The organism is Pseudomonas sp. KB_15, assembly GCF_052114525.1.
Lineage (GTDB): Bacteria > Pseudomonadota > Gammaproteobacteria > Pseudomonadales > Pseudomonadaceae > Aquipseudomonas.
Genome location: NZ_JBFREX010000003.1, coordinates 432,996 through 449,485, shown reverse-complemented (window position 1 = coordinate 449,485; position 16,490 = coordinate 432,996). Strand labels below are relative to the sequence as shown.

The 16,490-nt window shown below is 61.1% G+C and carries 19 protein-coding genes; 9 read left to right on the top strand and 10 right to left on the bottom strand.

All coding sequences use genetic code 11. The annotated features are described in order from the left end of the window. Positions 1-60 precede the first annotated feature (60 nt). A complete protein-coding gene (locus tag AB4Z35_RS06275; RefSeq protein WP_442096365.1) occupies positions 61-486 on the top strand; it encodes a secondary thiamine-phosphate synthase enzyme YjbQ in 426 nt (141 codons plus the stop codon). Positions 487-587: 101 nt separating this feature from the next. Beyond that, a complete protein-coding gene (sutA, locus tag AB4Z35_RS06270; RefSeq protein WP_060542536.1) occupies positions 588-908 on the top strand; it encodes a transcriptional regulator SutA in 321 nt (106 codons plus the stop codon). A gap of 186 nt (positions 909-1,094) precedes the next feature. Here the strand turns inward: sutA and AB4Z35_RS06265 are convergent, their stop codons facing one another. Genes AB4Z35_RS06265 through lptM form a run of 6 tightly spaced genes read right to left on the bottom strand, consistent with a single transcriptional unit; the run spans position 1,095 to position 5,708 of the window. Continuing rightward, a complete protein-coding gene (locus AB4Z35_RS06265) occupies positions 1,095-1,802 on the bottom strand; it encodes an HAD family hydrolase (protein WP_007996252.1) in 708 nt (235 codons plus the stop codon). Beyond that, positions 1,799-2,698: a tyrosine recombinase XerC gene (xerC, locus tag AB4Z35_RS06260; protein ID WP_116262307.1), complete on the bottom strand. Its 900-nt coding sequence runs from the start codon at positions 2,696-2,698 to the stop codon at positions 1,799-1,801. The genes AB4Z35_RS06265 and xerC overlap by 4 nt, the downstream gene beginning before the upstream one ends. Positions 2,699-2,700: 2 nt before the next feature. Then, entirely contained in the window at positions 2,701-3,426 is a 726-nt protein-coding gene (locus AB4Z35_RS06255; protein WP_429370613.1) for a DUF484 family protein, read from the bottom strand. Between the two features lie 13 nt (positions 3,427-3,439). Continuing rightward, positions 3,440-4,270, bottom strand: a complete 831-nt coding sequence (gene dapF, locus AB4Z35_RS06250) for a diaminopimelate epimerase (RefSeq protein ID WP_442096364.1) — start codon at positions 4,268-4,270, stop codon at positions 3,440-3,442. A gap of 4 nt (positions 4,271-4,274) precedes the next feature. Next, positions 4,275-5,522, bottom strand: coding sequence for a diaminopimelate decarboxylase (lysA, locus tag AB4Z35_RS06245; RefSeq protein WP_442096363.1), 1,248 nt, complete (start codon positions 5,520-5,522; stop codon positions 4,275-4,277). A gap of 9 nt (positions 5,523-5,531) precedes the next feature. Next, positions 5,532-5,708: an LPS translocon maturation chaperone LptM gene (gene lptM, locus AB4Z35_RS06240; protein WP_007992225.1), complete on the bottom strand. Its 177-nt coding sequence runs from the start codon at positions 5,706-5,708 to the stop codon at positions 5,532-5,534. A 296-nt stretch (positions 5,709-6,004) separates the two neighbouring features. On the opposite strand from lptM, the gene cyaY reads away from it, so the two are divergent. The 3 genes from cyaY to rnk all read left to right on the top strand — a co-directional run bounded on the left by cyaY (position 6,005) and on the right by rnk (position 7,265). Further along, positions 6,005-6,337, top strand: coding sequence for an iron donor protein CyaY (cyaY, locus tag AB4Z35_RS06235; RefSeq protein ID WP_083367569.1), 333 nt, complete (start codon positions 6,005-6,007; stop codon positions 6,335-6,337). A 4-nt stretch (positions 6,338-6,341) separates the two neighbouring features. After that, complete coding sequence (locus AB4Z35_RS06230; RefSeq protein WP_442096362.1) at positions 6,342-6,560, top strand: DUF1289 domain-containing protein; 219 nt, start codon at positions 6,342-6,344, stop codon at positions 6,558-6,560. A gap of 294 nt (positions 6,561-6,854) precedes the next feature. Continuing rightward, entirely contained in the window at positions 6,855-7,265 is a 411-nt protein-coding gene (gene rnk / locus AB4Z35_RS06225) for a nucleoside diphosphate kinase regulator (protein ID WP_008001484.1), read from the top strand. A gap of 7 nt (positions 7,266-7,272) precedes the next feature. Here the strand turns inward: rnk and AB4Z35_RS06220 are convergent, their stop codons facing one another. The 3 genes from AB4Z35_RS06220 to AB4Z35_RS06210 form a co-directional block, all read right to left on the bottom strand. Beyond that, on the bottom strand, positions 7,273-10,116 hold the full coding sequence (locus AB4Z35_RS06220; RefSeq protein WP_442096361.1) for a class I adenylate cyclase: 2,844 nt from the start codon (positions 10,114-10,116) through the stop codon (positions 7,273-7,275). Between the two features lie 194 nt (positions 10,117-10,310). Further along, the gene (locus tag AB4Z35_RS06215; RefSeq protein ID WP_007980796.1) at positions 10,311-10,556 is read right to left on the bottom strand and encodes a TIGR02647 family protein; all 246 of its coding nucleotides are present in this window, start codon (positions 10,554-10,556) and stop codon (positions 10,311-10,313) included. A 222-nt stretch (positions 10,557-10,778) separates the two neighbouring features. Then, complete coding sequence (locus AB4Z35_RS06210; protein WP_007992234.1) at positions 10,779-11,063, bottom strand: hypothetical protein; 285 nt, start codon at positions 11,061-11,063, stop codon at positions 10,779-10,781. Between the two features lie 124 nt (positions 11,064-11,187). On the opposite strand from AB4Z35_RS06210, the gene AB4Z35_RS06205 reads away from it, so the two are divergent. Continuing rightward, on the top strand, positions 11,188-11,847 hold the full coding sequence (locus AB4Z35_RS06205) for a glutathione S-transferase family protein (protein WP_008001480.1): 660 nt from the start codon (positions 11,188-11,190) through the stop codon (positions 11,845-11,847). Positions 11,848-11,964: 117 nt separating this feature from the next. Here AB4Z35_RS06205 and argH read toward each other — a convergent pair whose 3' ends face one another. Further along, positions 11,965-13,359 carry an argininosuccinate lyase gene (argH, locus tag AB4Z35_RS06200; protein WP_442096360.1) on the bottom strand — a complete coding sequence of 465 codons (1,395 nt, stop codon included), beginning with the start codon at positions 13,357-13,359 and terminating at the stop codon, positions 11,965-11,967. A gap of 524 nt (positions 13,360-13,883) precedes the next feature. On the opposite strand from argH, the gene AB4Z35_RS06195 reads away from it, so the two are divergent. The 3 genes from AB4Z35_RS06195 to AB4Z35_RS06185 all read left to right on the top strand — a co-directional run bounded on the left by AB4Z35_RS06195 (position 13,884) and on the right by AB4Z35_RS06185 (position 16,474). Next, positions 13,884-14,630 (top strand): LytR/AlgR family response regulator transcription factor, encoded by a 747-nt coding sequence (locus AB4Z35_RS06195; RefSeq protein ID WP_108230864.1) that lies wholly within the window; start codon positions 13,884-13,886, stop codon positions 14,628-14,630. A gap of 138 nt (positions 14,631-14,768) precedes the next feature. Further along, on the top strand, positions 14,769-15,710 hold the full coding sequence (hemC, locus tag AB4Z35_RS06190) for a hydroxymethylbilane synthase (protein WP_442096359.1): 942 nt from the start codon (positions 14,769-14,771) through the stop codon (positions 15,708-15,710). Next, a complete protein-coding gene (locus AB4Z35_RS06185; RefSeq protein WP_442096358.1) occupies positions 15,707-16,474 on the top strand; it encodes a uroporphyrinogen-III synthase in 768 nt (255 codons plus the stop codon). Before hemC ends, AB4Z35_RS06185 begins: the two co-directional genes overlap by 4 nt. The last annotated feature ends 16 nt before the right edge of the window (positions 16,475-16,490 follow it).

Below are 16,490 nucleotides of genomic sequence, written 5' to 3'. Positions count from 1 at the left end.
TAGGGCCTTTGTTTTTTCCCAGAGCGCGCTAGAATGCGCCCCGAACGTGCGGAGAACTGTATGTGGCAACAGACTCTGATTACCTTGCGGGCGAGGCCCCGGGGCTTTCATCTGGTAACGGACGAGTTACTCGCCGGCCTGCCTGAACTCAAGGCGTGTCGGGTCGGTCTGTTGCATTTGTGGCTGCAGCATACCTCGGCGTCGTTGACCATCAACGAGAACGCCGATCCGGCGGTACGTCGCGACTTCGAACGATTTTTCAATCGTCTGATCCCACAAGGAACAGACGGCAATGAGCATAACGACGAAGGCCTGGACGACCTCCCGGCGCACTTCAAGGCCAGCGTGCTTGGCTGTCAGCTCAGTTTGCCGATTTCGGCAGGCCGGTTGGCGTTGGGGACCTGGCAAGGCGTTTACCTGGGCGAGCACCGTGATCATGGCGGTGCCCGTAAAGTCCTCGCCACCGTGCACGGTGAAGGGGCATAACCGCTGGTCAGCAGCGGCTGTTGATTTTTTTCCGGCAGCCTTCGACAGAGGGCAAAGCTGGGCTATAACTAATCTGCTTTTCGCAAGTCATGAGGTAGAACATGAGCGACGATGATCTGGAAAACGACGACCTCGAAGTAGGCGACGACGAAACCGAAGAAGGTCTGGAAGCAGCGGCGGAAGACGTCGCTGAAGACGACGGCGGTGATGCGCCGGTTCCGACCGCCAAAGGCAAGGCCAAGGCAGCGGTATCAGTCGATGAGCTGCCGAGTGTCGAAGCCAAGAACAAGGAGCGCGACGCCCTGGCCAAGGCCATGGAAGAGTTCCTGGCGCGTGGCGGCAAGGTGCAGGAAGTGGAGGCCAATGTGGTCGCCGATCCGCCCAAGAAGCCTGACAACAAGTACGGCAGCCGGCCTATCTGAGCCCGCTTCGCGCTTGCTGAAAAAGCCCGCCGTCGCTGCGGGCTTTTTCATGCCTGAAGCAAAAATTTGAAACCTGTGGTGATCCCTGTGGGAGCGGGCTTGCCCGCGAAAGCGGTGTGTCAGTCGATATCAATGCTGACTGACGCGGCCCCTTCGCGGGCAAGCCCGCTCCCACAGGTTTTTGTGTCAGGCCGACACAGAATTCCACCGCGCCAGCAACGCCGGCAACTCGGTCAGACTGCCAATCTGCGCATCCGGCAGCCGGTCCGCTTCCCAGGCCTTGCCCGCCGGGTTGAACCAGATCGCCCGCAACCCCGCCTGCTGCGCCCCGGCAATGTCATCGCCCGGATGATCGCCAATATGCACTGCCGTTTCAGCGGTTGCGCCACCGCGCTGCAAGGCCTCCTGGAACAATCGTGCGTCGGGTTTGGCGATGCCGATGTCTTCGGCGCACAGCGCAAACTTGAAATAATCCGCCAGGCCCAGTCGACGGACATCGGCGTTGCCATTGGTGACCACGCCGAGGGTGTAATGGTTGGCCAATACTTCCAGGGTCGGTTGCACCTCCGGGAAGATTTCCAGCTGATGTCGGGCATGCAGAAACACTTCGAAACTCTGATCGGCCAAGTCCGACGCTTCAGCATGGGGATATCCGGCTTCTTCCAGGGCCTGGAACAACACGCGCCGGCGCAAGGCGCTGATGCGGTGCTTGAGGTTCGGCTCGATGCTCAGGATGCGTTCGCGTATGGCCCACAAATGCTCCACCGGCACTGCACCCAGGTTGGGCGCATGCTCGGTCAGCCATGCGCGCAATACGGCTTCGGCGCTGACGATCACCGGGGCGGTGTCCCACAGGGTGTCGTCGAGGTCGAAGGTGATCAACTGAATACTCATGAATCGTCGCCTTTCATGCGTTTGGCCCGTGGGTGGGCACTGTCGTAGACCGCTGCCAGATGCTGGAAGTCCAGGTGTGTGTAGATCTGCGTGGTCTTGATGTCCGAGTGGCCGAGCAGTTCCTGCACCGCCCGCAGATCCTGGGAGGATTCCAGCAAATGGCTGGCGAAGGAGTGCCGCAGCATGTGCGGGTGCAGGTTCTGCCCCAGTTCGCGCTCGCCGGCAGCCTTGACCCGCACCTGGATCGCCCGGGGACCGAGACGCCGACCTTGCTGGCTGACAAACACCGCATCGTCCGCCGGGTTGGCCATGGCCCGCAGTGGCAGCCACTGTTCCAGCGCCTCGCGGGCCTTTTTGCCTACTGGCAGCAGGCGAGTCTTGCTGCCTTTACCAAGCACCTGGACCATGCCGTCGGCCAGGTCGAGCTGATCGAGATTGAGCCCCGTCAACTCCGACAGCCGCAGGCCGGAGGAATAGAACAGCTCGAGAATCGCCTGGTCCCGACGCGCCAGAAAGTCATCTTCAACCCCGCCTTCGAGCAGTTGCAGGGCGCGGTCAGTGTCGAGGGTTTTCGGCAGGCGGCGTTCGCCTTTCGGCGGCGCCAGGCCATTGGCCGGATCGTGGTCGCACAGGCCTTCGCGGTTCAGGTAATGATAGAGACCGCGAACGGCCGACAGCAATCGCGCCAGACTGCGGGACGATTGGCCCTGGGCGTGCAGGCGGGCAATCAGGCTGCGCAGGCGCTGGATGTCCAGCGCCGCCCAGCTGTCGATGTTCTGTTTGGCGCACCAGCCCAGCACTTTATCGAGGTCGCGGCGATAGGCCGACAGCGTGTGCGGCGACACCTGCCGCTCACTGCGCAGGTGTTCGCAGTAAGCGTCCAGTTGTCGTTCCATGTTCAGCGTACCGAGCGCAGGGAGTTGTTGACCCGTGGCAGCACGCGGCCCATGACTTCAGCGATGTAGCTCAGGAACAAGGTGCCCACCGAGCTTTTGTAGTGCTGCGGATCGCGGCTGGCGATGGCCAGGATGCCGTGGATGCCCTGGTGGCTGATGGCAACCACCGCGGTGGAACCGATCTGCTTGCGCTGTTCTTCGCCGAACAGGAAGTCCAGCTCATGTTCGCGCAGGCTGCCGCTGATGCTTTTTTCTTCCGAGAGCAAGCCGCCGATGGCCACTTGTGCTTCGGCGTGAGTGGCCCAGCGGCCGACCGGCATGGCGTTGTCACCGAGCAGAATGAGGCTGACGAAGGGCACCTGGAATTCCTGGCGCAGGCTGTCTTCGACGCACATCACCACATCTTCCAGGCTGGCGGCGTCCATCAGCGCCAGGATCAGGCGACGGGTCTTGTCGAAGAGACGATCGTTGTCGCGGGCTACGTCCATCAGGTGCGACAGGCGATGACGCAACTCGATGTTGCGGTCGCGCAGGATGGTCATCTGACGCTCCACCAGCGACACGGTGTCGCCGCGCCGATGGGGAATACGCAGGGACGGGAGCAGTTCTTCGTGCTCGACGAAGAAGTCCGGATGAGCCTCCAGGTACGCGGCTACAGCCGCCGCCTCCAGGCTTTCGGACGGTGATTCGTCAGCTTGTCGTGCGGGTACCTGGGGCTTGTCGGTCATGGGTTTCGCTCACTCAAAGACGCACTTGTCCTTCATATACGCGCACTGCCGGGCCGGTCATCATCACCGGTTGGCCAGGGCCTGCCCATTCGATGGACAGGCGCCCGCCAGGCAGGTCGATCAATAGCGGCGAATCCATCCACCCCTGGCTGATCGCGGCCACTGCGGCGGCACAGGCGCCGGTTCCGCAAGCCTGGGTTTCCCCGGTTCCGCGTTCCCAGACGCGCAACTGTGCGCGGCTCCGGTCGATGACCTGGAGAAAACCGACATTGACCCGTGCCGGAAAGCGCGGGTGATGTTCGATTTTCGGCCCCAGTTCATGCACCGGCGCATTGTTGATATCGCTGACCCGCACCACGGCATGGGGGTTGCCCATGGATACCGCAGCCAGTTCGACCGGGGTGCCGTCGACGTCGACCTGATAACTCTTGGCCTGCTCTGGCGCCTGGAACGGGATTTCCGCCGGCACCAGGCGCGGGGCGCCCATGTTGACGCTGATCTGGCCATCGTTGCGGATGTCCAGTTCGATGATGCCGCTTTTGGTCTCGACGCGAATCTGCCGCTTGGCGGTCAAGCGCTTGTCGAGCACGAAGCGGGCGAAGCAGCGTGCACCGTTGCCGCACTGTTCCACTTCGGAGCCGTCAGCGTTGAAGATCCGGTAGCGGAAGTCCACGTCCGGATTGCTTGGTGCCTCGACGATCAGTAACTGGTCGAAACCGACGCCGGTGTGCCGGTCGCCCCATTGTTTGGCGTGCTTGGGCAGAATGTGCGCGTGCTGGCTGACCAGGTCGAGGACCATGAAGTCATTACCCAGGCCGTGCATTTTGGTAAAACGCAGCAGCATGGTTTTACTCCGGCAGCAGGCTTTCGCCAGCAAACAACTCGGCTACCGTCTCACGGCGACGCACTTCAAATGCCTGATCACCGTCCACCAACACTTCAGCGGTACGGCCGCGGGTGTTGTAGTTGGAACTCATGACAAACCCGTAGGCACCGGCCGAATGCACGGCCAGCAGGTCGCCTTCCTCCAGCGCCAGTTGACGGTCCTTGGCCAGGAAGTCGCCGGTCTCGCAGATCGGGCCGACGATGTCGTAGGCGCGGGCGGCGGATTGACGCGGGCGCACGGCCGTGACGTCCATCCAGGCCTGGTACAGCGCCGGGCGGATCAGGTCGTTCATGGCGGCGTCGACGATGGCGAAGTCTTTGTGCTCGGTGTGCTTGAGGTATTCGACCTGGGTCAGCAATACACCGGCGTTGGCCACGATGAAGCGGCCCGGTTCGAACACCAGCGCCAGGTCACGACCGTCGAGGCGTTCGCGCACGGCCTTGATGTAGTCGCCAGCCAATGGCGGTTCCTCGTCCTTGTAGCGCACGCCCAGGCCACCACCAAGATCGATGTGGCGCAGGTAAATACCGCAATCGCCGAGGCGGTCGACCAGGCCCAGCAGGCGGTCGAGGGCATCGATGAACGGTGGCAGGGTGGTCAGTTGCGAGCCGATGTGGCAATCGACGCCGACCACTTCCAGGTTAGGCAACTGCGCGGCACGCACGTACACGTCTTCGGCGTCGGCAATGGCGATGCCGAACTTGTTCTCTTTGAGACCGGTGGAAATGTACGGGTGGGTGCCGGCATCGACGTCCGGGTTCACGCGCAGCGAAATCGGCGCGCGAACGCCCAGTTCGGCGGCGACTACTTGCAGGCGTTCCAGTTCGTCGGTGGACTCGACGTTGAAGCAGTGCACGCCGACTTCCAGGGCGCGACGCATGTCGTCACGGGTCTTGCCGACGCCGGAGAACACGATCTTGTCGGCGCTGCCGCCAGCGGCCAGTACGCGTTCCAGTTCGCCACGGGAGACGATGTCGAAACCGGCGCCCAGACGCGCCAGGACATTCAGTACGCCCAGGTTGGAGTTGGCCTTGACCGCGAAGCAGACCAGGTGCGGCATGCCGGCCAGCGCATCGGCGTAAGCCAGGTATTGGGCTTCGATGTGTGCACGGGAGTAAACGTAGGTCGGTGTACCAAAGCGCTCGGCGATGGCAGACAGGGCAACACCTTCCGCGAACAGTTCACCGTCACGGTAGTTAAAAGCGTCCATGAGGTTCCCTTATTGGTAGACGTCGTGCTTGTGTGCTTTCGAGGCAGGCTGCTGTTGCGACGACTTGGCCTGCTCGGCAGGGTCCTGGTCTTCATCAGGCAGGTAGAGCGGGCCTTTTTGACCGCAGGCCGACACAAGGCAGGCGACCGCGAGGAGCGCAGCAAGGGAAGAGATCAGGCGCTTCATGGCGAAATCCTTGAAAATGCATTAATTGCGCCGGAGTATACCGGCCACCCGGCAGCTTGCCTATGCAGCGGGGCTCCCGTCCGGCGGGCCTTGGCCGCAAGCACATCGAACCCTGTGGGAGCGGGCTTGCCCGCGATGAGGCCATAACAGGCGCATTAATGTTGAATGTGAGGCCGCATCGCGAGCAAGCTCGCTCCCACAGGTAGGGCAGCGGGTCATTATCCTTTGCAATCGACGGGGCTCGGTCGTATCTTGCGGCGCTTGAGCCTGATCAGACACTTTTTGAGGTTGCCGTAATGAGTTTGTCCGAAGCGCGTTTCCACGACCTGGTCGATGCCACCCAGCAAACTCTGGAGGACATCTTTGACGACAGCGACCTGGACATCGACCTCGAAAGCTCGGCCGGTGTGCTGACCGTCAAATTCGAGAACGGCAGCCAGCTGATCTTCAGTCGCCAGGAGCCGCTGCGTCAGCTGTGGCTGGCCGCGGTGTCCGGGGGCTTCCACTTCGACTATGACGAAGAAAGCGAGCGCTGGATGTGTGACAAGAGCGAAGAGCAGTTGGGTGAAATGCTCGAGCGTATCGTCAAGCAACAGGCCGGTGTCGAATTCGATTTCGAAGGTCTGTAAGTCCGTGACTCAACCTGCTCCGGTCCGTCCGCCCAAGCCGCTGTACAGCAATGTAAGCCCGGCGGTGCCCTCGCCCTGCAGCGGGGTTTGCCGACTGGACGAGCAGAAAATCTGCCTGGGCTGCTTGCGCCATGTCGAAGACATCCGCGAATGGCGCTCGGCGGACGATGATCGCCGCCGCGTCATCTGCGCCCAGGCAGCGCAACGCAAAGCCGCCATTTGACGCCGTAACGCGATCCGTAGCAGCTGGCGAAGCCTGCGTTCGGCTGCGCAGCAGTCGTGAGATCAGACAATAAGGTGTACCAGGAATACCGAGCATTCAGGTTCTACGACTGCTGCGCAGCCGAACGCAGGCTTCGCCAGCTGCTACAAGGTGCATGGTCGGACCTGGCTTGTATATTTTTTGAGCTGTGATAGTGTCCAGATATGCCTCAACCCATCGAGGCTTGTGAAAACCCCGCCTTTTTCTGGCGGGGTTTTGCTTTTTTCGTGCAGAAGAAAGGAGTCTGCCCTGATCATGACCGCACCTTCTATCACCCTTACCCGTCTGGACGTCCAGCGTCTGGAGCGTCTGATCGACAGCCTGGACGACACGCTGCCGGGCGTTATCGCGTTGCAAACCGAGCTCGATCGCGCCGATACCGTAGTCGGCCACGATGAAGTGCCCGCCGATGTCGTGACCATGAATTCCCGTGTGCATTGCCGCGAAGAAGGCAGTGGCAAGGACTACCACCTGACCCTGGTGTACCCCAAGGATGCGAATGCCGACGAAGGCAAGGTCTCGATCCTGGCGCCGGTGGGCAGTGCGCTGCTCGGCCTGAAGGTTGGCCAGCATATCGATTGGCCGGCTCCGGGCGGCAAGACCCTGAAGCTGACGTTGCTGGAAGTCGAATCGCAGCCGGCCAATGGCGGCGACTTCCCGGAGTGACATCCCCTCAGACCTGACCGAGCGCCTCGTTCAATGCGTGCTCAAGGTCAGCTTTGTAGCGCAGGTACAGATGGGTGGAACTCTGTCCTTCGCCGAGCAGGCCTGACAGGTCGAGGTCGGTGATGTAGCAGCGGTAGCGTTCGGTTTCCCGGCGCTGCCCGACGATTTCCCGGGCGACCACACTGAACAGTTGGTCGCCATGCTCCAGCTCGGAAAACTCCCTTTGATTGCAATACAGCGAGACCTGCACCTGACCCGGTGCGGCTTTGCCGACGATCGCCTGCACGTCGTAGAACGGTTTGTTCACCGGCGTCTGCGGTGCTGGCCGGGCTTCGATACGGCGCGCCCGGCCAGGGCCTGACGGCAGCAACTGGCAATACAGGGTGTCGAGGTTCAGCGGGTGGGCCGCGTCCATCGGCAACAAGGCATCGCGACGGTACTGGATCGATTGCAGGAAACGCTGCAGCGGCACCAGCAGGCTTTGCTCATCGTGCCAGGGCAGGCGTTGCTGCCACAGGGCATTGAACTCATCGAGCACGTACAGATCGGCCTGATCTTCGTTGACCCGGTAGAACACTTGAATGCAATCCGGCTGGCCCGTCGGCAGGAACAGCGCAAGGTCGTGCTCTTCCAGTGCCTTCGGGTCCAGGTGAAGCGGGCTGTAGCTCGCCATTTCCTCGCCCAGGTAATCGATCAACGCCGGCAGAGTAGTCAGCGCGATGTGCTGGACCTGGCCCGGCACCAACTCCAGCACGTGGTAGTGCTGCTGGACCTGGATCAGGTAGCGATGATTGAGCTGGCTCAGCAGCAGGTTCTGCGCGGTATCGAGGATTTCCTCGACCCGTTGGGCAATGAACTGCGCGCGGTTATGGCAGAAGCAACGCACCCTCAGCTTCGGCTGTTGTGGCCCGGCCGGCAGGTTGTTGAGGTAGTCGCGGATGCAGTCGAGCAGGGCATGGGGGCCGTCGTAGCGGCCGACCAGCACTTCGTTCCAGCTATTGAGCGTGACCTGGTCCAGGGTCAGCACCAGATTTTCCCGGACGCCGGCGTAGCTCAGGGAATCGGTGCGTTCGGTGGTCATCAGGATATTCAGGTCGCGATGATGCTTGAGCGGATCGATGCCGACATTCACCAGCATCAGCACTTCACTCGGTACGCTGGCGCGCAGCAGGGGTTCTTCGGCGACGGTGGGCAGGGGCAGGGCGATGGTCTGTTGCAGGCTGCCGAGCAGGTTGAACAGTTCGAATTCGCTCAAGTCGCTGCTGCCGGGGTGCAAGGCCAGGCGGGTACTGCTGTCGATCACGCCATTGCGGTGGCACCAGGTCAGCAGCTCGAGCAAGTGACGGCTGCGTTTGATCGGCGCGAAATGCTCCCACTCCAGCGCCGTCAGGCTGCCGTTGTACAAGCCCCACTGGCCTTGCCCCGGTTCTTTCTTGTTCGGCGCGTACACCAGCGTCAGGGTGTCTTCCGCCAGGTCCGGGGCGATACCGGGGTTGATGAACTCGACTTTGCCGGCCTTGCGCTCGAACGCGGCGTACAGTCGACGGCCGAGGACACTCAGGTCGCGCTTGTTGATGCGGCTGACGGTTTGTTCGTGACGGGCAAACCGGGTGAGGAAGCGGTAGCTGTAGTTCAGCTCGTTGACCAGGGCCCGCCGTTCGGAACTGACCTGGCGGACTTTCCACTGGCTGCGGCTGTCGAGCAGGGCCAGTTGGCGCTGGTTCCAGTGCCATTCATGGGCCAGGCGCTCAAGCAAAGAGCGCTGCCAGCTCTGGGTGCGGCTGTTGCCGGTGAGTTTGCGATTGACCTTCAGGTACAACGCGCGACGCACCAGTTCCAACCGTTCCGGTTCGTTGCGGGCGATCAGGTATTCCTCGATGCGCCGGTACACCACGACGTACGGATCCAGCTCGTCGAGGTCGAGACGGTTGGCGAACACCGCTTGTTTGAAGCGCAGGCTCAGGCAATAGACCCTGGGGTGTTCACTGGCATATACCTCGGTCAGCAACAGCTTGAGTACCGACTTGTAGGGCGACTCGATGCCCTTGAACAACTGCCAGAGCCCGGCGCCGATAAATTCGCCGGGCGGGATGTAGGCCAGGTTACCGAGGTCGAGGGTTTCATCGGCACGGATGAAGCGTTTGGAGATCAAGGTATGGGTGTAGCGGTCGTAGCTCGATTCTTCGTAGACCGGCACCAGCCACCAGATCGGTGTCCGCCCGGCCAGCCAGATCGCGGTGCGGTAAAACTCGTCCAGCAACAGGTAGTGCTGGGTGGTGCCGCAATCTTCCGGGCTCAGCTGGGTATCACGCTCACCACGGACGAAACGGGTCGGGTCGATCAGGAAAAAATGCGCCTCGGCGCCCTGGCTGGCGGCCCAGGTTTCCAGCAACTGGCATTTTTTGCGCAGCTCGGCGAGTTCGTTCTCGGTCAGGTCGGGTGCATGGCAGACCCACACATCCATATCGCTCTGGTCTGCCTGCGCCAGGGTGCCGAGGCTGCCCATCAGGAACAGTCCGTGAATTGGCCGGGGCGGGTTGCTGCCGTGGCGCGGTTTGTAGGAAAACGAGCGAGTCAGGCGCTGGGCTTCAGCGAGGACATTGGCATCCGGCTCGAAATTCGACAGCCCGGCTGGCGTGCTGCCGGAAACGTAGCCGGGCAACAGCGGATGATTAACGTGGAAAAACAGCGGCAGCAAGGTCAGGACCCCTTGCTGGCGGGTCGACAACCCTTCCATGGCGCGAGCCATGCGTCCTTCGTTGAGCTTCAGAAAGCGTGCGCGCAGCTGGCTGAGAACCTTGCGGTCGATTCCCTCGTCCAGATCAGGGCGGATTTCATGGGTGCGGGTCATGTCAGCTCAAACCGGCTCGCAGGGCACGGGCGTGGGGCTCTTCGGATGAGGGGCAGTTTAGCGCCTTGAGGCGAGGACTTTTAAGCGGATTTGTTTTTCTGGCGTCAGATTTCTATCGGTGGAGACAGAAGTCAGGGGGAGATGTGCCCGCGGAAATCCCTGGATCGGGGTCTCCGTGGGCGATGCGGCAGAATTCAGGCTGTTACTTCGGCGTTAAGAATAGTCAGCACGCTTTGCACATTTTGCGCGGCATCACGACCCAGGCTGGTCAGGTAACCGCCATCAGGCTGGTCGGTCAGTTCTTTTTCAAAGAGGCGTTTGGCGGCGGCAATGTGTTTCGGGGCAGCGGTCTGATGAATTTTCAGACCTTCCTGGGAACTGTCCAGGTTGAAGAGTGCGAGGACTTCCAGTTCGGCAACCAGCTCAGGGGTAAGCGACATAAGGACTCCAGACTTTCTAGGAATTGGACGACAGCGCCCCTAAGGTGAACCCGCTTGTCCGGCATGTCCAGTGCTGGCGACAGGGTTTTTTCTTCTGTAGGAGCAGCCGGTCGACGCTCGATTGCTCGCGATGGTCGTTAACGATGCCGCGTGTTTACTGACTAAACGCGGCGCTCTTGAGTCCATCGCGAGCAAGCTCGCTCCTACAGGGAAGGCGTAGGCCTACTGCTTTTCCGGTGGCAACTCGGGCAATGCGCGTAGCGCAGCTTCGTACCATTCGGTGTTGAACGCGCGGTCTTCTTCGAGGATTGCGTCGATTTCTACCGCCAAAACGTGAGCCATCAGGTTGAGGATTTCTTCCCGCTCGTAGCCCACCAGGGTCAGCTTGTTGAAGGTCGCCTTGGCCGCTGGCGGGTTGTCGCTTTCGATCTGGTTTTCTATGGCCTGGATCAGGGTACTTTCGGCGAACTCTTCTTCGTCGTTGTCGATATCGTTCAGCTCGCTCATGGCAGGCTCCTCAGGGAAAGGTGGCCAGTTTAACCGTATTCAGTGGCGTGATGCTGCTGGCAAGAAACCCTCGAGCGTTCTATAAACAGGCACTGCCCACCCCGCATGGCCTGGAGGCTTTGTGATGATCAAGCTTTATGGATTCTCCGTCAGTAACTACTACAACATGGTCAAACTGGCGCTGCTGGAAAAAGGACTGCCTTTCGAAGAGGTGCCATTTTACGGTGGCACTGCCCCCGAAGCACTGGCCATCAGCCCTCGCGGAAAGGTCCCTGTGCTGCAGGTAGAGCAAGGCTTCATCAATGAAACCAGCGTGATCCTCGAATACATCGAGCAGAGCCAGAAAGGCACGCCTTTGCTGCCGAGCGATCCGTTCGAGCGCGCGCAGGTGCTGGCACTGGCCAGGGAAATCGAGCTGTACATCGAATTGCCTGGCCGGGCCTGCTATCCCGAAGCTTTTTTCGGCATGACCCTGCCGGACGCGATCAAGGAAAAAACCAAAACCGAATTGTTGCTGGGGATGGCTGCGCTGGGCCGGCACGGCAAATTCAGCCCTTACGTGGCTGGCGACAGCTTGAGCGTGGCGGATCTGTATTTCCTGTTCAGCGTGCCGCTGGCGTGTGGGGTCGCCAAGAAGTTGTTTGGCATTGATCTGTTGGCCGAGATGCCGAAGGCCAAGGCGCTGCTGGAGTTTTTGGGGGGTAATCCGAATGTACAGCGTGTGGCGGCGGACCGGGAGGCCGCGATGCCGGCGTTCTTGGCGATGGTCGCGTCGAAGAAGTAAATTTTGTAGCGTTTGGAAGCAGGTCATCGCGAGCAGGCTCGCTCCCACATTGGATTGGGTTCACACATCAAACCCTGTGGGAGCGAGCTTGCTCCGGGCGGCGATCCGACGATGCTTTTAGCGGCTGGCGAGCAATGCCTGGCCGCGAGCCACGGCAGCCTTCACCTGCGCCGGCGCGGTGCCGCCGATGTGGTTGCGGGCATTGACCGAGCCTTCCAGAGTCAGCACGGCGAACACGTCCTGGTCGATCTGGTCGCTGAACCTGCGCAGTTCTTCCAGGCTCATTTCCGCCAGGTCCTTGCCGCTGTCTACGCCGTACTTCACGGCATGGCCAACGATTTCGTGGCAATCACGGAATGGCAGGCCGCGACGTACCAGGTAGTCGGCCAGGTCGGTGGCGGTGGAGAAGCCGCGCAGTGCCGCTTCGCGCATCATCGCGTGCTTTGGCTTGATCGCCGGAACCATGTCGGCAAAGGCCCGTAGCGAGTCGCGCAAAGTGTCTGCGGAGTCGAACAGGGGTTCCTTGTCTTCCTGGTTGTCCTTGTTGTAGGCCAGAGGCTGGCCTTTCATCAGGGTCAACAGGCCCATCAGCGCGCCGAATACGCGACCGGTCTTGCCGCGCACGAGCTCCGGCACGTCCGGGTTTTTCTTTTGCGGCATGATCGAGCTGCCGGTGCAGAAACGGTCGGGCAGATCGATGAACTGGAACTGCGCGCTGGTCCACAGCACCAGCTCTTCGGAGAAGCGCGACAGGTGCATCATCGCAATGCTGGCGGCTGAGCAGAATTCGATGGCGAAATCGCGATCGGAGACGTTATCCAGCGAATTGCCGCCAACCGCGTCGAAACCCAGCAATTGGGCGGTGTACTCACGATCGATCGGGTAGGTGGTGCCGGCCAGCGCCGCGCTGCCCAGTGGCATGCGATTGGTGCGCTTGCGGCAGTCGACCAGGCGTTCGTAGTCGCGGCTGAGCATTTCGAACCAGGCCAGCATGTGGTGCCCGAACGTCACCGGTTGTGCAGTCTGCAGGTGGGTGAAACCCGGCATGATGCTGGCGGCTTCGCGCTCGGCCTGCTCCAGCAGGCCTTTTTGCAAGCGGGTGATTTCGGCCAGGATCAGGTCGATCTCGTCACGCAGCCACAGACGGATGTCGGTGGCGACCTGGTCGTTACGGCTGCGGCCGGTGTGCAGTTTTTTACCGGTCACGCCGATGCGGTCGGTCAGCCGTGCCTCGATGTTCATGTGGACGTCTTCGAGGTCGATGCGCCAGTCGAACTGGCCGGCCTCGATTTCACCCTGGATGGTGTTCAGGCCATCGATGATGCTGTCGCGCTCGGCATCGGTCAGCACGCCGACCTTGGCCAGCATGGTGGCGTGGGCGATCGAGCCCATGATGTCGTGGCGATACAGGCGCTGGTCGAAGGTGACGGAGGCGGTGAAGCGGGCGACGAAGGCGTCGACGGGTTCACTGAAGCGGCCGCCCCAGGACTGATTGGTCTTGTCAGTGCTCATGAATTCGCTCGTATCGGCTTGAAGTAAGAAGGCGTGGAACGCTGGCGCGGATAATAACAGGGTTGCCAATCCTGTCGCTGACACTGGTCGACACGTTTTTTTGTGTAGGAGCGAGCTTGCTCGCGATGGGCGTTAACGATAACGCGTACTTCCTGGATAAACGCGTCGACGCCAGGTTCATCGCGAGCAAGCTCGCTCCTGCATTAGCGCAACGATATTTTTCAATTGAGCAATAACGTCCCGGCAACCGTCTACAGTTGGACAGTAGGATCAGCGCACTTCTCGGTGCGGAGGCTGGCTACTATAAGAAGAGGGGTGTTCATATTGCGTATCAGCAAACCCTGTGGCGATGTGTCGCCAATGCGGGCCTGGGCCGCCAATCGCCCGGCAGATGGAAATTTAGCCGCCGGACCAACGGCACTTTTTGACGCTCGGGCTAGTCTTAGCGTGGATCGCGGTGACGGACGTCACTTCACCTGTCTACGCTATCCTTGTGCGAGACTCACGCAGGAATCCAGCGCAATATGAATGTCCTGATCGTTGATGACGAACCCTTGACCCGCGAGCGCCTGAGCCGAATGGTTGGCGAACTCGAGGGATACAGTGTCCTGGAGCCTAGTGCCACGAATGGCGAAGAGGCGTTGGCACTGATCGACAGTCACAAGCCGGATATCGTGCTGCTTGATATCCGCATGCCCGGCCTCGATGGCCTGCAAGTGGCTGCGCGGTTGTGCGAACGCGAAACTCCGCCCGCCGTGGTGTTCTGCGCCGGGCCCGATGAATTTGCCGTGGAAGCCTTACAGGCCAGCGCCGTAGGCTATCTGGTGAAACCTGTGAGAACTGAACAATTACATGACGCATTAAAGAGAGCCGAGCGCCCCAATCGTGCCCAGCTCGCCGCCCTGACCCGCCCTGCTGCCGAAAGCGGCAGCGGCCCGCGCAGCCATATCAGCGCCCGAACCCGTAAAGGGATCGAGCTGATTCCGCTGGATCAGGTGGTGTACTTCATTGCCGACCACAAATACGTGACCTTGCGCCACGAAAGCGGCGAAGTGCTGCTCGATGAGCCGCTCAAGGCCCTCGAAGACGAATTCGGTGACCGTTTCGTGCGTATCCATCGCAATGCACTGGTCGCCCGCGAGCGTATCGAGCGACTGCAGCGCACACCCCTGGGGCATTTTCAGCTGTTCCTCAAAGGTCTCAACGGTGATGCGCTGATCGTCAGCCGACGTCATGTGGCAGGGGTACGCAAAATGATGCAACAGCTTTAAACAGCTGTTCGCAAACTCATTTCACACCCGATTGCCGGACATCCGGGGCCAGGGAGGCCGAGTAGTATCTGATACAAGTCAAAGTGGATTTGGCTGAGCTGTTATTATCCGTCATATCTATTCAGTACGGATTGATCCATGTCCTCTCGCCAGATCCGCATCGCCACCCGCAAAAGCGCTCTCGCCCTGTGGCAGGCCGAATACGTCAAAGCCCGCCTTGAAGCGGCTCATCCGGGCCTGCTGGTGAGCCTCGTTCCCATGGTCAGCCGTGGTGACAAGCTGCTTGACTCACCGCTGTCGAAAATCGGCGGCAAGGGCCTGTTCGTCAAGGAGCTCGAAACCGCGCTGCTGGACAATGAAGCCGACATCGCCGTGCACTCCATGAAGGACGTGCCGATGGACTTCCCCGAAGGCCTCGGTCTGTTCTGCATTTGCGAGCGGGAAGACCCGCGCGATGCCTTCGTTTCCAATACCTACGCTAGCCTGGATGAGCTGCCCCAAGGCAGTATCGTCGGCACTTCCAGCCTGCGTCGCCAGGCTCAATTGCTGACCCGTCGTCCGGACCTGGAAATCCGTTTTCTGCGCGGCAACGTCAACACCCGCCTGGCCAAGCTCGATGCCGGTGAATACGACGCCATCATCCTCGCCGCGGCCGGCCTGATCCGTCTGGGCTTTGAAGATCGCATCACTTCGGCCATCAGTGTCGACGACAGTCTTCCGGCCGGTGGCCAGGGTGCGGTAGGTATCGAATGCCGCAGCGCCGACAGTGAAATCCATGCGCTGCTGGCGCCCCTGCATCACCAGGACACCGCCACCCGCGTGACCGCCGAACGAGCCCTCAACAAGCACCTCAATGGCGGCTGCCAGGTGCCGATTGCCTGCTATGCCGTGCTGGAAGGTGAGCAGGTCTGGTTGCGCGGGCTGGTGGGCGATCCAGGCGGTGGCCGGCTGCTCAGCGCACAAGCCCGCGCACCTCGTGCCGATGCCGAGGCGCTGGGTGTGCGAGTGGCCGAAGACCTTCTCAGCCAGGGTGCCGATGACATTCTCAAGGCGGTCTATGGCGAGGCTGGTCACGAGTGACTGGCTGGCGCTTGCTGCTGACGCGTCCCGCCGAAGAGTCGGCGGCGCTGAGCAGTTTTTTGGCCGAGCAGGGGATATTCAGTAACAGTCTGCCGCTTTTGGACATCGAGCCCATTGCGGCCACTGACACAATGCGCCAGGTGATTCAGGCGCTGGATCAGTTCTGTGCCGTCATTGTGGTCAGCAAACCGGCCGCCCGGATCGGCGTCGAGCTGCTCGCCCGGTATTGGCCAACGCTGCCCGGTGTGAAGTGGTTCAGCGTCGGCGCGGCGACTGCACAGGTCCTCGGGGATCACGGGTTGGACGTGAGCTTCCCGGCAGAAGGCGATGACAGTGAAGCCTTGCTCGAACTTTCCCGACTGCGCGAGGCTATCGCACAACCCGATCCGCGAGTGCTGATCCTGCGCGGGGAGGGCGGGCGCGAGTTGCTGGCGGAGCGTTTGCGTGAGCTTGGTGCTAGTGTCGAGTACCTGGAGCTGTACCGCCGGGCAATGCCGGTTTACCCGCCGACAGTGCTGCCGGAACGGATACAGGCGGAACGCCTGAACGGGCTGGTGGTCAGCAGTGGACAAGGTTTTGAGCACCTGCATCAATTGGCCGGCGACGCCTGGCCGCAGTTGGCGCGGTTGCCGTTGTTTGTACCAAGCCCCAGGGTTGCCGAGATGGCGCGTGCCGCCGGGGCCAGAACAGTTGTGGATTGTCGCGGTGCCAGTGCCGCGGCTTTGCTTGCGGCGTTACGGGAGTATCCCGTACCCGTTTTCTAATGCAAAGGATGGATAC

Bases quoted from the DNA above. Each gene is read 5' to 3' on its own strand.
- AB4Z35_RS06275 (WP_442096365.1), top strand. From the start codon at position 61: ATGTGGCAACAGACTCTGATTACCTTGCGGGCGAGGCCCCGGGGCTTT.
- sutA (WP_060542536.1), top strand. From the start codon at position 588: ATGAGCGACGATGATCTGGAAAACGACGACCTCGAAGTAGGCGACGAC.
- AB4Z35_RS06265 (WP_007996252.1), bottom strand. From the start codon at position 1,802: ATGAGTATTCAGTTGATCACCTTCGACCTCGACGACACCCTGTGGGAC.
- xerC (WP_116262307.1), bottom strand. From the start codon at position 2,698: ATGGAACGACAACTGGACGCTTACTGCGAACACCTGCGCAGTGAGCGG.
- AB4Z35_RS06255 (WP_429370613.1), bottom strand. From the start codon at position 3,426: ATGACCGACAAGCCCCAGGTACCCGCACGACAAGCTGACGAATCACCG.
- dapF (WP_442096364.1), bottom strand. From the start codon at position 4,270: ATGCTGCTGCGTTTTACCAAAATGCACGGCCTGGGTAATGACTTCATG.
- lysA (WP_442096363.1), bottom strand. From the start codon at position 5,522: ATGGACGCTTTTAACTACCGTGACGGTGAACTGTTCGCGGAAGGTGTT.
- lptM (WP_007992225.1), bottom strand. From the start codon at position 5,708: ATGAAGCGCCTGATCTCTTCCCTTGCTGCGCTCCTCGCGGTCGCCTGC.
- cyaY (WP_083367569.1), top strand. From the start codon at position 6,005: ATGAGTTTGTCCGAAGCGCGTTTCCACGACCTGGTCGATGCCACCCAG.
- rnk (WP_008001484.1), top strand. From the start codon at position 6,855: ATGACCGCACCTTCTATCACCCTTACCCGTCTGGACGTCCAGCGTCTG.
- AB4Z35_RS06220 (WP_442096361.1), bottom strand. From the start codon at position 10,116: ATGACCCGCACCCATGAAATCCGCCCTGATCTGGACGAGGGAATCGAC.
- AB4Z35_RS06215 (WP_007980796.1), bottom strand. From the start codon at position 10,556: ATGTCGCTTACCCCTGAGCTGGTTGCCGAACTGGAAGTCCTCGCACTC.
- AB4Z35_RS06210 (WP_007992234.1), bottom strand. From the start codon at position 11,063: ATGAGCGAGCTGAACGATATCGACAACGACGAAGAAGAGTTCGCCGAA.
- AB4Z35_RS06205 (WP_008001480.1), top strand. From the start codon at position 11,188: ATGATCAAGCTTTATGGATTCTCCGTCAGTAACTACTACAACATGGTC.
- argH (WP_442096360.1), bottom strand. From the start codon at position 13,359: ATGAGCACTGACAAGACCAATCAGTCCTGGGGCGGCCGCTTCAGTGAA.
- AB4Z35_RS06195 (WP_108230864.1), top strand. From the start codon at position 13,884: ATGAATGTCCTGATCGTTGATGACGAACCCTTGACCCGCGAGCGCCTG.
- hemC (WP_442096359.1), top strand. From the start codon at position 14,769: ATGTCCTCTCGCCAGATCCGCATCGCCACCCGCAAAAGCGCTCTCGCC.